The organism is Phreatobacter sp. (assembly GCF_030691135.1).
In the GTDB taxonomy this organism is placed as follows: Bacteria; Pseudomonadota; Alphaproteobacteria; order Rhizobiales; family Phreatobacteraceae; genus Phreatobacter.
In genome coordinates this window covers 22,601-37,696 of the sequence record NZ_JAUYFA010000110.1, presented here as the reverse complement: position 1 = coordinate 37,696, position 15,096 = coordinate 22,601, and the positions used below count along the sequence as shown (strand labels likewise).

The following is a 15,096-nucleotide window of genomic DNA, read 5'->3' as shown; positions in this document are numbered from 1 at the left end:
TGCCCGGCCTTGTGCCGGGCATCCACGAATTTTCAGAGGGCGATGGTCAAGTCGTGGATGCCCGGGATAAACCCGGGCATGACGGGGACCGGGCGCCCTTCGGTCGACGAGCCTCGGCCGCCCTTCACTTCGCCTTGGGGTCCAGCGCGTCGCGCAAGCCGTCGCCGAACAGGTTGAAGCTCAGCACCGTCACGAAGATGGCGATGCCGGGAAAGATCGCCATCCATGGCGCGTTGGACAGGAAGCGCTGGGCGATGTTGAGCATCGAGCCCCAGGAGGGGGCGGGCGGCTGCTGGCCGAGGCCGAGGAAGGAGAGCGAGGCCTCGGCAATGATTGCAGTGGCGATGGTCAGCGTGCCCTGAACCAGAAGCTGCGGCATGACGTTGGGCAGGATGTGCCTCAAGGCGATGCGGATCTTGGTGTTACCCACGGCGCGGGCCGCCTCGACATAGTCCTCCGTCTTGATCGACAGCACCTGGCCGCGGGTCAGCCGCACGAAGACCGGCGTCGCCGTGATGCCGATGGCGATCATCGCGTTCTGCAGCGAGGGGCCGAGGAAAGCCGCGAGCGCGATGGCGAGGATCAGGAAGGGGCAGGCAAGCATCGCGTCGGTGATGCGTGAGATCAGTGCGTCGGTCCAGCCGCCGACATAGCCGGCCAGCAGCCCCAGCGGCACGCCGGCGACGATGGCGATCGCCACTGAGATCACGCCGGCGGAGAGCGAGGCGCGGGTGCCGTAGATGATGCGGGAGAAGATGTCGCGGCCGACCTCGTCGGAGCCGAACCAGTGGGTCAGCGAGGGAGCCTGGCGCACGGCGCGCCAGCTCTGCTGCGTCGGGTCGTGGGTGGCGATGAAGGGCGCGAAGATGGCGATGAGCGCCAGCAGCACCAGGAGGACGAGCGCCACCATGGCGGTGCGCCGCTTCTTCAGCCGCCGCCAGGCGCGGGCGCCGGGGCTCTCGAAGGTCTCGCGTACGGGCGCGCCGACGCCGGAGGAGGTGAGGGCCATGGCTCAGGTCCTCAGGCGCGGGTTGGCGAGGATGTAGCCGATGTCGGCCAGCAAATTCAGCACGATATAGGTGGTGGCGGTCACCAGGACGACGCCCTGCACCACGGCATAGTCGCGGTTGAACACGGCGTCGACGATGAGCTTGCCGAAGCCTGGAATGGAGAAGATCTGCTCGGTCAGCACCGCGCCGGACAGCAGCGTGCCGAATTCGAGCGCGCCGAGGGTGATGACCGGGGTCAAGGCATTGCGCAGGCCGTGCTTGAGGATGACGGTGCGCTCGTCGAGGCCCTTGGCGCGGGCAGTGCGGACATAGTCGCTCTCCATCACCTGCAGCATGGCGGCGCGGGTGTGGCGCATGATGACCCCGGCGAAGGAATTGCCCAGCACGAAGGCCGGCATGATGGTCGCCGCCATGGAGGCCCAGAAATCCTCGAAGGGCGAGACATAGCCGGAGGCTGGCAGCCAGCCGAGCTGCACCGAGAAGAGGAAGATCAGCATGATCCCGAGCCAGAAATTCGGCGTCGAGATGCCCCAGAGGGCGACGACGTTCACCACATAGTCCCAGGCGGTGTCCTTCTTCACCGCCGAGATGATGCCGGCGGGAATGCCGATGCCGAGGGTGAAGATCATCGCCATGACGGCGAGCTGAATCGTTACGGGAAGTTTCTGCGCGACGAGTGTCGACACCGGCTCGGACAGGCGCATGCTCTCCCCGAGGTCACCCTGGAAGACGCCGCCGATCCAGGCGAGGTACTGGATCGGCAGCGGCTGGTCGAGCCGGTAGCGTTTGCGGATCTGCTCGATCACCTCCGGGTCCTTCTCCTCGCCCGCCATGACGAGCGCGGGATCCCCCGGCAGCAATTGCTGCAGGAGGAAGATCAGCACCGACACGAAGAAGATGGTCGGGATGAGCTGGATGAGCCTTCTGGTGATGAGCGTGAACATGGCCAGCCGTCAGTTCCCGCGGAACTTCAGGCCGACGACGCGCACGAGGCCGTCAGGGAAGGCGCGGAAGCCTTCCAGGCGGGCAGAATGCACGATGACCACAGGGCGGTGGTAGAGATAGACGATGCCGCCCTCGTTGAGGAGGATTTCGGTCAGCTTCTCGTAGATCGCCTTGCGTGCTGCCGGTTCAGTCTTGGTGCGTGCCTCGGCGAGGAGCGCTTCGGCGGCCGGGTTGCAGTAGCCGGAATAGTTCAGCGGCTGGCGGCAGCCGTGGAACGAGAACAGGTTGCCGTCCGGATCGGTGCGGCCCGACCAGTTGAGCATGTAGGCCTGATAACGGCCCTGTTCAGCCTCCTGCAGCGAGGTTGCGAACTCGGTGACGCGGATCTTCAGGTCGAAGCCGGCCTCCGCCGTCATGGCCTGCAGCACTTCCGCGACCTGCCGCACTTCGGGGTTGTTCGGTACCATGAAGTCGATGGCGAGCGGGCCGGTGACGCCGGCCGCCTGCATCAACTGGCGGGCCCGCGCGACATCGCGCTGCGGCACCGGGAAACGGGACTGGTAATAGGGGTTCTCCGGGTTGACCCACTGGTTCCCGGGCATTGCCGAGCCGTTGAAGACGACCTGGTTCAGGGCCTGCCGGTCGATGGCGAGCGAGAAGGCCTGGATGATGCGCGGGTCACGGCCGAAGGCCTGTTTGCCGACATCGGACTTGGCGATGTTCAGCGTCACGCCCTGGTAGCCGAGATCGACACCGACGGCCATGCGCAGCTGGGTATTGGCGCGGATCTGCGGAATGTCGGTGGCGAGCGCCCGCTCGATCAGGTCGAGCTGGCCCGAGCGCAGGTTGGCCAGACGCACCGTGGCGTCGGCGATGGGGCGATATTCGATCCGGCCGATCGTGATCTGGTCCTTGTTCCAGTAGTCGGCGAAACGCTCGACGACGATGCGGTCCTGCTGGACGCGCTCGACGAACCTGTAGGGACCGGCGCAGACGGGTGTCGAGCCGAAGCGCTCGCCGAGCTCGCGGGCGGCCTTGGGGCTGACCATCATGCCGGCACGGTCGGTGAGCTGCGACAGCAGCGGCGAGAAGGGCTGCTTGAGGACGAGCCGGATGGTGAGAGGATCGACCACCTCGATCTTGTCGATGGCGGAGAGCTCGGGCCGGCGGAAGGAGCCCTGCATGTTCATGTGGCGGTCGAGGGAGAACCTCACCGCCTCGGCGTCCATGACCTCGCCGTCGTGGAATTTCACGCCCGGGCGCAGCTTGATGGTGACCGTGAGGCCGTCGGCCGAGGTCTCGTGCGAGAGCGCCAGCTGCGGCACGATGGCGAGCTTGTCGTCGATGTCGAAGAGCTTGTCGCAGATCGACGCGAAGACGATGCGGCCGACATAGGTGCGGCCGCGGGTCGGGTCGAGGACGTCCGGGTCTTCGGCGAGGCCGATGCGCAGCACGGGTTGCTGCGCGGCCGCGCCGCCGAGCGAGGCGGCGAGGAGGAAGGCGCTGGCTGTCCAGGCAAGGGTCTGTCTCAAGGTGATCATGGGTCCTGTCCTCTGTCTGTTCGGCGCGTGTCGCGCTCTTCTGCGGGGTGATGAAGGGATGTGGTCAGCCGGCGGCGTCCCTGGCAATGGCGGCTTCGATGGTGGCGTTGATCACGTCGCGGTCGATCGTGCCGGTCGGGTCGCGGCGGGTCGCCAGCAGCGCGTTGAAGTGCTTGGCGCGCTGGCGCCAGACCGCTTCGAGGCGTTCCAGTTCCGCCAGCGGGTCGGCGTGGTCGTCGACGCGCAGCGACAGCAAGGGATAGTCCTCGGTGGTGTGGATGAGAAGGGCGGCCGACTGCCTGCCGCGCTTGTCGCCGCCTGCGGCCTCGCCCGCATGCATGGCGGCGATCAGCCGCCGCGGGAAGGGCAGGGCGGTGCCATCGGCAAAGACGCGGGCCGTCTCGGCGATCACCTCGGGCCCGGCGAGCATGTTGCCGGCGACCGAGAAGCCCTCATGGATCGCGTGGCCGCACCAGCCGATGCAGTCGGCACCCGTATGCGCGGCGAAGCGGCCTGCGGCGTCCATGAGGTGGACCTGGCGGTGGCTGGCGCCGCCGTCCGAGGCGAGCAGGACGCGCAGGACCTCCGCCGCCGGCAATCCCTCGCGCAGCAACCTCAAGCCGCGCGGACCATAGGTGAGATTGGCGAGCGCCTGGGTGGCGACCGCGCCATGATCGGAATCGACATAGGGCACGATCGAGCCGACCGCGAAGGCGCGTGTCGCCACCGCGATGCCCTTGGCGCCGGTGGCCTCGTCCTTGGCGATGATCGACCAGGTCATGCCGAGCTCCTCATGTCGCGCCCCTCATCGTCCGATCGCATAGGCCTGCATGCCGCGCGGATTGGCGGCGGCCTTCAGGCGGTGGCCCTCCTTCCGCGCAGCGGTGAGCCGGCCTTCCGACCAGGCGCCGCCGACCTCGACCTCGTGGCCGCGGCGGCGGAGTTCGTCGATCGTCGCTTGCGGGAAGCGGCTCTCGACGACGATGACGCCGGGACGCGAGGTGCGCGGCCAGAAGGAGCCGGGGAAATGCTCGGTGTGCCAGGCGGGGGCGTCGATCGCCTCCTGCAGGTTCATGCCGGCATGGACATGGCGCAGGAACATCTGCGGGATCCACTGGTCCTGCTGGTCGCCGCCGGGTGAACCCCAGGCGAGATAGGGCGCGCCGTCGCGATAGGCGAGGGTGGGGGTGAGGGTCGAGCGCGGGCGTCGCCCGGGCTGTAGCGCCGCGGGATGGCTCTCGTCGAGCCAGAACATCTGGGCGCGCGAGCCGAGGCAGAAGCCGAGATCGGGGATGATCGGCGAGGATTGCAGCCAGCCGCCCGACGGGGTCGAGGAGACCATGTTGCCCCAGCGGTCGATGATGTCGAAATGCACGGTGTCGCCGCGCGTCACCCCGTTGGGATCGGTGTCGATGTCGCCGACGGTCGGTTCGCCGGCGCCCGTGGCCCCCACCGCCACGCGCTTGCCGGAGGCGATCCGGGCATCAACCTTGCCGCCGGCCCCGGCGATCGTGCCCGGCCGCAGCTCCAGCGAGGCGGTGTCGCCGATCAGCTTGCGGCGCTCGGCATTGTAGGCATCGGAGAGCAGGGTCGCGATCGGCACGTCGACGAAGGCCGGGTCGCCGTAGAAGGCCTCGCGGTCGGCGAAGGCGAGCTTGGCGGCCTCGGTGATGACATGGACGAAATCCGGGCCGGTCACCGGCATGGCGTCGAGGCCCATGCTGTTCACCAGCGCGAGTTGCTGCAGACAGGCGAGGCCCTGGCTCCAGGTCGAGGGCTTGAAGACGCGGTAGCGGCCGTAATCGTAGTGGATCGGCGCCTCGACCGAGGCCGACCAGGTCGCCATGTCCTGGCCGGTGAGGACGCCGCGATTGTGCTGTCCGGTGACGTCAAAGACCGCCTCGGTGCGGCAGAAGCGGTCGATGGCCTCGGCGACGAAGCCCTGGCTCCAGATGCGGCGGGCGCGGGCGATCTCCTCCTCGCGGGTGCCGCCCTCGCAGTCGCGCAGCACGCGCTCGTAGGTCTCGGCGAGCTTCACGTTGGTGAAGAGGTCGCCGGCCTTCGGCACCTGGCCGCCGGGCAGATAGACCGCCGCGGAGGAGGGCCAGTGCTCGCGGAACAGCGCCTCGACGGTGGCGATGGTCTCGGTGATCCGCGAGACGAGCGGGTAGCCGTGGCGGGCATAGAAGATGGCGGCCTCCAGCACGTCGCGCGGCCGCATGGTGCCGTAGTCGCGCAGCATCAGCATCCAGGTGTCGAAGGCGCCGGGAATGCAGGTGGCGAGGAGGCCGGTTCCGGGCACGAGGTCGAGGCCGAGGGAGCGGTAATGCGCGATGGTGGCACCTGCCGGGGCCGGGCCCTGGCCGCAGATGACCTCCACCGCCTCCTTCTTCGCATCATAGAGAATGACCGGCACGTCGCCGCCGGGGCCGTTCAGGTGCGGCTCGACGATCTGCAGCGTGAAGGCCGCGGCGCAGCCGGCATCGAAGGCGTTGCCGCCGCGCTCGAGGATGCCCATGGCCACTGCCGAGGCGATCCAGTGCGTGGTCGTCACGACGCCGAACGTGCCGTCGATCTCGGGCCGGGTGGTAAAGCGGGACATGGTCCGGGGTCATCCTTCCAAGCCCTCGCCGAGACACGGCGCGGGACTGCCTTCGCAAAGGCTTGTATCATAAGCAAGACATGAGCCAAGCCCCGGAACGTGAGGCTGCTCAGCCCTTGAAAGCCAGTCCGCCGTCGATGTCGAGCGTCGCCCCGGAGACGTAGCCGCAGGCCGGCGAGGCGAGAAACGCCGCCGCATTGGCGATTTCCGTGGGGTCGATGAGCCGGCCGAGGGGGAGATCGGTGAGCATCTCCTCCCAGCGACCTTCGTCGCCGAAAGCGTCAATTGCCCTTTGTTTGGACAGCGAGATGATGCGGTCGGTGCGGGTCCCGGCCGGGTTGATGCCGAAGATGCGAACGCCCCATTCCTGCGACTTGCCGCCGGCCGCGCCGGTGAAAGCCATCAGCGCCGCATTGCCGGCACCGCCGCAGACATAGTTGTAGCGCGGCAGTCGGCCGGCCATGCCGATGATGTTGACGATGACGCCGCCACCGCGCTCCTTCATGCCGCCGAGGGCCAGCTTGGTCAGGTGGATGTAGCCCATCACCTTCAGCGCCCAGGCTTCCTCCCAGGTCTCCATGGAGAGGTCGAGAAGGCCGCCGGCGGGAATGGCGCCGGCATTGTTGACGAGGATGTCGGCGTCGGTGTGGTTGGCCCAGAGCGCCTCGCGGTCGGCGGCGCGGGAGAGGTCGGCAGTGGTGATCTCCACCGGCCCCTGATGCCGGGCCTGAATCTCCGCCGCAGCGGCGGCGAGCCGGGCGGCGTCGCGCGCCACCATGACCACATGCGCGCCCTCGCGCGCGAAGACCTCGGCGCAGGCGCGCCCGATCCCCTTCGACGCTCCCGTGACGATGACCTTCTTGCCGGCGAGCCCGAGATCCATGGTGTTGCTCCCTATTCGCCCCTGAAGTCGGGTAGGCGCTTTTCGAGGAAGGCCTTCTGGCCCTCCTTGTAGTCGGCCGAGGCGAAGCAGCGGGCGACGAGGGCGTCGACGGCCTCGGCGTCCTGATCGGCTTCGGGCCGCGACAGTTCGACCAGCGATCGCTTGATGGCGGCGAGGGTCAAGGGCGCATTGGCGGCGACCGTGGCGAGATAGGCCTTCACCTCGGCCTCGAAGCTCTCGCGCGGCCAGGCGCGGTGGATGACATTGGCGCGCTCGCCGTCGGCGGCATCGAGGATGCGGGCCGAGATGAGGATGTCGGCGACGGCGGCCGTGCCGAGCTTCTTCACCATCATCTTGATGCTGGAGAAGCCATAGCCGAGCCCGAGCCTTGCGGCAGGAACGCGGAAGCGGGAATCGGCCGTGGCGAAGCGCAGGTCGCAGGTCAGCGCCAGGGCGCAGCCACCGCCGAAGCAGATGCCGCGGATCACTGCGATCGTCGGCTTGGCGGCATCGTGGATGGCGGCCATGCCATCGGCCACCGCCTCGTCATAGGCGCGCACGGCTTCCTCGCCGGTGCGCTTGGCGCCGAACTGGGAAATGTCGGCGCCGGCGCAGAAGGCCCTGTCGCCTGCCCCGGTGACGACGATGACGCGGACCGATCGATCCTCCTCCGCCTTTTTCACCAGGCCCGGCACGCTCGACCACATGTCGAAGGTCATGGCGTTCATCTTGGCGGGCTGGTCGATGGTGAGCGTGGCGATGCCGTCCGCCACGGCATAGCGGACGGAGGGCGTGTGCGGGGCGGGTTCGGTCACGGCATGTCCTTTCAGGCGGAAATCAGACGATCCGGGCGGCGCGCAGGCGCGCGACGTCCTGGTCGGAGAAGCCGGCCTCGGCCAGCACCTCGGCGGTATGTTCCCCCGGTTCGGCCACCGGGGTCTCGATGGCCGGGGGGGTGCGCGACATGACGAGGGGCTGGGCGATCAGCCGGATGTCGCCACGCGCGTGGTGACGGATCGGCACGGCCATGCCGAGATGATCGACCTGTGGATCGGTGAAGACCTCGTCCATGGTGTAGATCGGCCCGGCCGGGACACCCTCGCTCTCCAGCCGTTCGAGCCAGTGTGCGGTCGGCTGGGTGCGGAAGAGGTCGCCGAGGAGGCCCATCAGCGCCGGGCGGTTGCGGAAGCGCCGGCGGGCATCGGCATAGTCGGAATGACCGGCGAGGTCGTCCCGCCCGACCGCCTTGCAGAAGCTCTTCCACTGGCCCTCGCCGCCGACGCCGACATTGATGTAGCCATCGGATGTCGGCAGAACGCCCATCGGCGTGGAATGGGGATGATCGTTGCCGTTCTGAGGCGGCACCTTGCCGTCGACCGTGTAGACGGCGGCCTGGAAGTCGCACATGGCGACCATCGCCTGCAGCAGCGAGGTCTGTACCCATTGCCCCTCGCCGGACTTCTCGCGCTCGGCGAGGGCCACCAGAATGCCGGTGGCGGCATAGACGCCGGCGGCGGAATCGGCCACCGCGATGCCGGCCCGCATCGGCCCCTGGCCGGCATGGCCGGTGATCGCCATGAGGCCCCCCATGCCCTGCGCGATCTGGTCGAAGCCGGCGCGGGTGCGATAGGGCCCGGTCTGACCGAAGCCGGAGACGGAGGCGAGGATGATGCGCGGATTGACCGCCTTCAGGGTCTCGTAGCCGATGCCGAGACGGTCCTTCACGTCAGGACGGTAGTTCTCGACCACGACGTCGGCGGTCTCGACCAGCTTCAGGAAGACGGCGCGGCCCTCCTCGGTCTTGAGATTGAGGGTCAGCGACCGCTTGTTGCGATGCAGGTTCTGCATGTCGAAGCCGTGGCGGTCGCCCGACATGTTTTCGTTCGGATCGACCCCGGGCGGGGCTTCGACCTTGATGACGTCCGCACCGAAATCGGCCAGCACCCGGCAGCAGGTCGGTCCGGCACGCACCCGTGTCAGATCGAGGACGCGGATGTGGTCGAGCGCGGTCGAGGGGCGCGGTCTGGGCATGGGCGGTCCGGGGCATTCTCAAGGGGACGGCAGACTAGGATTGTTTCCGGGCCTTGCGGAAGGGGACAGCCGGCATGACAGGAACCCGCCCGCCCTGATCTGTTCAGGTCGCTTCGGCAAGAGCCTTCTTCAGCCGCCGCAGGATGACGCCGCGGGCGCGGTCGTCGGCTGCCCGGTCCAGCGCATCCTTGAGGTCGAGGAGGAAGGAGGCGGAATCGTTGTGCCAGTCGGGCCCTGAGACCTTCTCTACCGGCAGGCGCCGGGGATGGGCCGGCAGGACGAGCCGGACTATTCCGCGGTCGAGCTCGATGATGTCTTCGAGCCGCGGTGTCAGCACCTTGTCGGGGGCAACAACTTCAGCACCGACGATGGGCGCGAAGGCCTGGAGGGCCCGTTCCTCCGCATGGACGAGGGCGACCGCACCGCGGATCGGCCGGCGCTCCTTCAGCCAGGCGAGAACCTCGCCGCAGTCGGCATGGCCGGAATAGCTCTCGATGATCCGGATCGCCGCCTTCACCCTGACGGCGTCGCCATGGATCGTCACGGAGGGCGCGCCGTCGAGGAGGATGCGGCCGAGTGTGCCTTCGGCCTGATAGCCGACGAAAAGCACCGTGGTGGACGAGCGCCAGAGGTGGTTCTTCAAGTGATGGCGGATGCGCCCCGCCTCAGCCATGCCGCTGGCGGCAATGATGATGTGGAAGCCTCTGAGCCGCGCCAGCGCCTTGCTCTGGTCGACGCTCTCGGTGAAGCGCACGTCGGGCGAGGTATTGATCCTTGCCAGCGCCCCGCCCGCTTCCAGCATCCCGGCGTGCCGGCGGAAGATGTCGGTGGCGCGGATGGCCAGCGGCGAATCGAGGAAGATCGGCGCCCGCGGCACGTCGTCCTGATCCATCAGGTCGAGGAGGTCGGCGAGGATCTCCTGGGTGCGCTCCACGGCGAAACTGGGGATCAGCAGCGGCCCGCCGCGGGCGTGGGCGGCGCGCAACTCGGCCGCGAGCTCGGAACGTCGGTCTGCGACGTTGGTGTCTGCGCGGTCGCGGTCGCCATAGGTCGCCTCGCAGACGACGAGGTCGAGGTCGACCGGGCCGTCGGGGTCGGGGTGGAACAGCTTGGCGTCGGGGCCGAGATCGCCCGACATAAGGACGCGCAGCGGCTTGTCGCCGCCGGCGCCCGCGAACTCCATCTCGATGGAGGCGGAGCCGAGCATGTGGCCGGCATTCCACCAGCGGGCGCGGCCGCCCCCGCCGAGGTCGAGCCAGCGGCCGTAGTCGACCTGGCGGAACTGCACCATCGCCGCGACGGCGTCCTCGGCAGTGTAGATCGGTTCGACCAGATCGCCGCCGCTGCGGGCGTTGCGCCGGTTCAACTGCTCGACCTCCATTTCCTGGATGTGGCCGGAATCCGGCAGCATGATCGAGCAGAGGTCGATGGTCGGTCGGGTGGCGTAGATCGGCCCGCGATAGCCAGCCTTGACGAGCTTCGGGATCAGGCCGGAATGGTCGATGTGGGCATGGGTGAGGAGCACGGCGTCGAGCCCCTCCGCCATGAAGGGGAAGGCGCCGTAGTTCAGGGCCTTCAGTGTCTTGGTCCCCTGGAACATGCCGCAGTCGACGAGGATGCGCCGGCCGCCGGCCTCGAAGAGGTAGCAGGAGCCCGTGACGACATGGGCTGCACCGAGGACATGGATACGCAGGGGCATCATCCTTCTCCCATTTCGTCAGGCGCGACCGCGCGCTCGTAGGGGGCGATGCCCTCGGCGCTGGCGATCAGCTCCCAGACACCTTGCGGCGTGTCGGCGAACTGGAGAAGCGAGAGGTCGTCCTCCGCGATCATGCCACCGTCCGCCAGCGCCTCGAAGCTGACGATGGCGCGCCAGTAGCCCTCGTCGAAGAGGACGACGGGCACCCGCCGCATTTTGCCGGTCTGCACCAGGGCGAGGATCTCGAACAGCTCGTCGAAGGTGCCGAAGCCGCCGGGGAACACCACCAGCGCGTTGGCGCGCATGGCGAGGTGCATCTTCCGCATGGCGAAATAGTGGAACAGGAAGGTGAGTTCCGGGGTGGAGTAGGGGTTCGGCTGCTGCTCGTGCGGCAGGCGGATGTTGAAGCCGATGGAGGGCGCGCCGATATCGGCGGCGCCCCGGTTGGCGGCCTCCATCAGTCCCGGCCCGCCGCCCGTGGTGATGACATTTTCGCGTTCCTGCGCGCCGAGGTTCATGGCGCCGCCATGCTGCGAGGCGAGGCTGCCAAAGGCGCGCGCCGCGCCATACCAGGCTGCGTGGCGCGGATTGCCGGTCTCGCGCACACGGGCGCTGCCGAAAACCACGATGGTCGACTTCACCGCCCAGCGTCGAAGGATCTGCTCCGCCTTGGCATATTCCAACATGAAGCGCAGTCCGCGCTGCTCGTCGGCGAGCAGGAAGTCCTGGTCAAGGGCCGGCAGACGGAAGGAGGTCGAGGATCTTTGTTCGGCGTTCGGGACACCAAAGGGAATCGATGGCGGCATGATCGCTCCGATCCGGGCGCGGCAATGGGCGGGTTGGCAGCCTAGGCGTTGCCCGAACCATGGTCGATCCAGCGAGGGAACCGCTTGATCCAGCGCAGCGACCACGGCGGCAGCCCGGTGCATGGATGGTTTCTCACCCACGACGGAGGAAGCCATGCTTGCCAGGACTCCCGCCCATACCCGTCGCGACAAGCCGTACGATGCCGCGGATGCCGTGACCTTCGTCACCACCGCGCCGGCTGTCGCTTCTGCAGTCGGTGCCGAACTGCGCGATTTCGCCGCCGAACGCCTCCAGGCCCATGCCGAGCGCATCCGCGCCTGGTCGCAGGTCGGCTCGCCGCTGGAATTCATCGAGGTGGAGCTGCGCTTCGCCGTCGAGACCATGGGCGTCTACGCCGACGAGGCCATGCATCTGCAGGAGGTCGCGCGCAACGCGGCGGCGGTGGTGGCTCCCGACGGGAAGGGTTGAGCCATGACGCCGCGCCGAATCGCCGTCGTCATCGGGCATCCCGACCCCGCACCGGAAAGGCTGTGCCGACAACTGGCCGCGGCTTATGCGAAGGGTGCCGAGGAGGCCGGTCATGCCGTCCGCACCCTCGACGTCGCGGTCCTGGAGATTCCCTATCTCAGGACCAAGGTCGATTTCGAGACCGGGACCAGCACGGGCGACATCGCCAGCGCGCAGGAGACGCTGGCCTGGGCCGAGCACTGGGTCATCCTCTACCCGCTGTGGCTCGGCTCCATGCCCGCCATGCTGAAGGCTTTCTTCGAACAGGTCGGCAGGCCGGGCTTCGCCTTTCGCTACCGGGACAAGGGTTTTCCGGAAAAGCTGATGGCCGGTCGAACGGCCCATATCGTCGTGACCATGGGCATGCCGGCCCTTGCCTACCGCTGGTTCTTCTTCGCCCATAGCCTGCGGGCGCTGAAGCGGAACATTCTCGCCTTCATCGGGGTGAAGCCGGTCGGCGAGACGATCATCGGTGGTGTCGACGGACTTACGGCCGAGAAGGTCGCGGCGCTCATGGCGAAAATGCGCGCCGCCGGCGCTTCCGCCCGCTGAGCGCTCGCCGCGAGGCCGTGCCGCTCGTCATGCATGGCCTGCGGTCTGGTCGCCGTGCGCCAAGTATGGTTTTGTGCCGCCCCCGATGCGGACCGGACGGACCTCTCGTCCGAACCGGTCCTTCGACGTTCGTGCGAGGAGGCAAGGCCCATGACCACCGTGTTCCGCAATTTCATTGCCGGCGAGTTCGTTTCCCCGGCCAAGGCCGCGCCGAACCTCAACCCGTCCAACACCAACGAGGTCGTCGGCGAATATGCTCAAGGTACCGTCGAGGACCTGAAGTCGGCCGTCGCCGCCGCCAAGGAAGCCTTCCCGGCCTGGAGCCGCTCCAACCCGCAGCTGCGCTACGACGTGCTGATGAAGGCCTCGAACGAGGTGATGGCGCGCAAGGAAGAGCTCGGCGCGCTGCTTTCCCGTGAGGAGGGCAAGACCCTGCCGGAGGGCATCGGCGAGGTGACGCGCGCCGGGCAGGTCCTCTCGTTCTTCGCCGCCGAGGCGCTGCGCCTCAATGGTGAACTGGTCAATTCCATCCGCCCCGGTGTCGGTATCGAGATCACCCGCGAGGCGGTCGGTGTCATCGGCCTGATCACGCCGTGGAATTTCCCCATCGCCATTCCCGCCTGGAAGCTCGCCCCGGCCCTCGCCTATGGCAATACCGTCGTCATCAAGCCGGCCGATCTGGTTCCCGGTTCGGCCTGGGCGCTCGTCGACATCCTCAACCGTGCCGGCCTGCCGAAGGGCGTCCTCAACATCGTCATGGGCCGCGGCTCGGTGGTCGGCCAGGCGATGCTGGAACATCCCGATGTCGCCGCCATCTCCTTCACCGGTTCTGTCGCCACGGGACGGCGCGTTGCCGCTGCCTGCGTCGCCGCCACACCGATGAAGAAGGTGCAGCTCGAGATGGGTGGCAAGAACCCGCTCGTCGTGCTCGACGATGCCGATCTGGCGGTGGCGGTGGAATGTGCCGCCAACGGCGCCTTCTTCTCGACCGGCCAGCGTTGCACCGCCTCCTCGCGCCTCATCGTCACCGAGGGAATCCATGACCGCTTCGTCGATGCGATGACCGAGCGGCTGAAGGGCCTCGTGGTGGACGATGCGATGAAGGCCGGCACCCATATCGGCCCGGTGGTCGACGAGAGCCAGCTCGGCCAGGACGAGAAGTACATCGCGATCGGCCGCGAGGAAGGCGCGAAGCTCCATTGGGGCGGCGAGCGGCTGAACCGCGAGACTCCTGGCTTCTACCTGCAGCCGGCGCTGTTTACCGGGGTGAACAACTCGATGCGCATCGCCCGCGAGGAGATCTTCGGCCCCGTCGCCGCCGTGCTTCGCGTGAAGAACTACGAGGAAGCACTGGCGGTGGCCAACGATACCGAGTTCGGTCTGTCGTCGGGCATCTGCACGACATCGCTGAAGCATTCCACCCACTTCAAGCGCAATTCCGAGGCCGGAATGGTGATGGTGAACCTGCCGACGGCGGGTGTCGACTATCACGTGCCCTTCGGCGGCCGGAAGGGCTCGAGCTATGGCCCGCGCGAGCAGGGCGCCTATGCGCGCGAATTCTACACGACGGTGAAGACCGCCTACACGCTGGCGTGAGGCCGGATCCAGGGATGACGAAAGGCGGGCTCGGTGCCCGCCTTTTTCGTTTTCACCCCAACAACTGGCCGCCGTCCACCACCAGCGTCTGCGCCGTCATCCAGCTGGCATAGGGCGAGGCGAGGAACATGACGACGTTGGCGATCTCCTCCGGCGTGCCGAGCCGGTTGAAGGGGATGGCGCCGAGGACCTTGTTGTAGAGCGCCGGGTCGGAGGTGCGGCGCGCCTCCCAGGTGCCACCTGGAAACTCGATCGAGCCGGGGGCGACGCAGTTGACGCGGATGCCCTTCGGCGCGAGGGCCGCCGCCTGGCTCGTCGTATACTGGATCACCGCCGCCTTGACCGCCGCATAGGCGGCCGTGCGGATCGAGGGGCGATAGCCCGAGATCGAGGCGATGTTGATGATCGAGGCGCCTTTCGCGCCCTCGAGGAAGGTCATCGCCGCATGGCTGGCGCGGACGGTGGCCATGACGTCGACGTTGAGGCCTTTGGCCCAGCCGTCCTCGGTATCGCCGATGCCGAAACCGGAGGCGTTGTTGACGAGCACGTCGATGCCGCCGAGCGCCTTGGCCGCGGCGGGAATATAGGCCGCGATGGCGGCGCCGTCGGCGAGGTCACAGGACGCGAAATGGGTGATGGCGCCATGCGCCGCCATCTCCGCGGCGGTGGCCTTAAGGCCGTCCTCGCCGCGTGCGCAGATGGAGACGGCGGCACCCGCCGCCGCAAAGCTGAGCGCGATGGACCGGCCGATGCCACGACTGCCGCCGCAGACCACCACGCGTTTCCCCTTGAAGTCGAAGGCCATTGCCGTGTCTCCCTGTTGTGGCCGGACTGTGCCACGGCGCCTGCGCCCCCGCTCGGCGGCAGCGTGGCGGCAGCCATGCGGCGCCCCTCCTTTGATGGAGGGCTGCGGCACAGGTTCC

14 protein-coding genes are annotated in these 15,096 nt (G+C 68.0%); 3 read left to right on the top strand and 11 right to left on the bottom strand.

Features of this window, described 5'->3' with window-relative positions; genetic code table 11:
- Positions 1–124: 124 nt before the first annotated feature.
- From Q8O26_RS20030 to Q8O26_RS19985, 10 genes are all read right to left on the bottom strand, one after another.
- Positions 125–1,009 (bottom strand): ABC transporter permease, encoded by an 885-nt coding sequence (locus Q8O26_RS20030; protein WP_305578871.1) that lies wholly within the window; start codon positions 1,007–1,009, stop codon positions 125–127.
- A gap of 3 nt (positions 1,010–1,012) precedes the next feature.
- A complete protein-coding gene (locus Q8O26_RS20025) occupies positions 1,013–1,954 on the bottom strand; it encodes an ABC transporter permease (RefSeq protein ID WP_305578869.1) in 942 nt (313 codons plus the stop codon).
- 9 nt (positions 1,955–1,963) lie between these two features.
- Positions 1,964–3,496 (bottom strand): ABC transporter substrate-binding protein, encoded by a 1,533-nt coding sequence (locus Q8O26_RS20020; RefSeq protein ID WP_305578867.1) that lies wholly within the window; start codon positions 3,494–3,496, stop codon positions 1,964–1,966.
- A 64-nt stretch (positions 3,497–3,560) separates the two neighbouring features.
- A complete protein-coding gene (locus Q8O26_RS20015) occupies positions 3,561–4,277 on the bottom strand; it encodes a DUF1028 domain-containing protein (protein WP_305578865.1) in 717 nt (238 codons plus the stop codon).
- A 24-nt stretch (positions 4,278–4,301) separates the two neighbouring features.
- A complete protein-coding gene (locus tag Q8O26_RS20010) occupies positions 4,302–6,098 on the bottom strand; it encodes a gamma-glutamyltransferase family protein (RefSeq protein ID WP_305578863.1) in 1,797 nt (598 codons plus the stop codon).
- A 109-nt stretch (positions 6,099–6,207) separates the two neighbouring features.
- Positions 6,208–6,981, bottom strand: a complete 774-nt coding sequence (locus Q8O26_RS20005; protein WP_305578861.1) for a short-chain dehydrogenase/reductase — start codon at positions 6,979–6,981, stop codon at positions 6,208–6,210.
- A gap of 11 nt (positions 6,982–6,992) precedes the next feature.
- Positions 6,993–7,796, bottom strand: coding sequence for an enoyl-CoA hydratase (locus tag Q8O26_RS20000; RefSeq protein WP_305578859.1), 804 nt, complete (start codon positions 7,794–7,796; stop codon positions 6,993–6,995).
- Between the two features lie 22 nt (positions 7,797–7,818).
- Positions 7,819–9,012 (bottom strand): CaiB/BaiF CoA-transferase family protein, encoded by a 1,194-nt coding sequence (locus tag Q8O26_RS19995; RefSeq protein WP_305578857.1) that lies wholly within the window; start codon positions 9,010–9,012, stop codon positions 7,819–7,821.
- A gap of 103 nt (positions 9,013–9,115) precedes the next feature.
- Entirely contained in the window at positions 9,116–10,711 is a 1,596-nt protein-coding gene (locus tag Q8O26_RS19990) for an MBL fold metallo-hydrolase (protein WP_305578855.1), read from the bottom strand.
- Positions 10,711–11,517, bottom strand: a complete 807-nt coding sequence (locus Q8O26_RS19985) for a TIGR00730 family Rossman fold protein (RefSeq protein ID WP_305578853.1) — start codon at positions 11,515–11,517, stop codon at positions 10,711–10,713. Before Q8O26_RS19985 ends, Q8O26_RS19990 begins: the two co-directional genes overlap by 1 nt.
- Positions 11,518–11,671: 154 nt before the next feature.
- Here Q8O26_RS19985 and Q8O26_RS19980 point away from each other — a divergent pair, with 154 nt between their 5' ends.
- The 3 genes from Q8O26_RS19980 (at position 11,672) to Q8O26_RS19970 (ending at position 14,173) form a co-directional block, all read left to right on the top strand.
- Positions 11,672–11,986 (top strand): hypothetical protein, encoded by a 315-nt coding sequence (locus Q8O26_RS19980; protein WP_305578851.1) that lies wholly within the window; start codon positions 11,672–11,674, stop codon positions 11,984–11,986.
- A 3-nt stretch (positions 11,987–11,989) separates the two neighbouring features.
- Positions 11,990–12,577, top strand: coding sequence for an NAD(P)H-dependent oxidoreductase (locus Q8O26_RS19975; RefSeq protein ID WP_305578849.1), 588 nt, complete (start codon positions 11,990–11,992; stop codon positions 12,575–12,577).
- A 150-nt stretch (positions 12,578–12,727) separates the two neighbouring features.
- Positions 12,728–14,173, top strand: coding sequence for an aldehyde dehydrogenase family protein (locus Q8O26_RS19970; protein WP_305578847.1), 1,446 nt, complete (start codon positions 12,728–12,730; stop codon positions 14,171–14,173).
- A 52-nt stretch (positions 14,174–14,225) separates the two neighbouring features.
- Here Q8O26_RS19970 and Q8O26_RS19965 read toward each other — a convergent pair whose 3' ends face one another.
- The gene (locus Q8O26_RS19965) at positions 14,226–14,978 is read right to left on the bottom strand and encodes an SDR family NAD(P)-dependent oxidoreductase (protein ID WP_305578845.1); all 753 of its coding nucleotides are present in this window, start codon (positions 14,976–14,978) and stop codon (positions 14,226–14,228) included.
- Between the last annotated feature and the right edge of the window lie 118 nt (positions 14,979–15,096).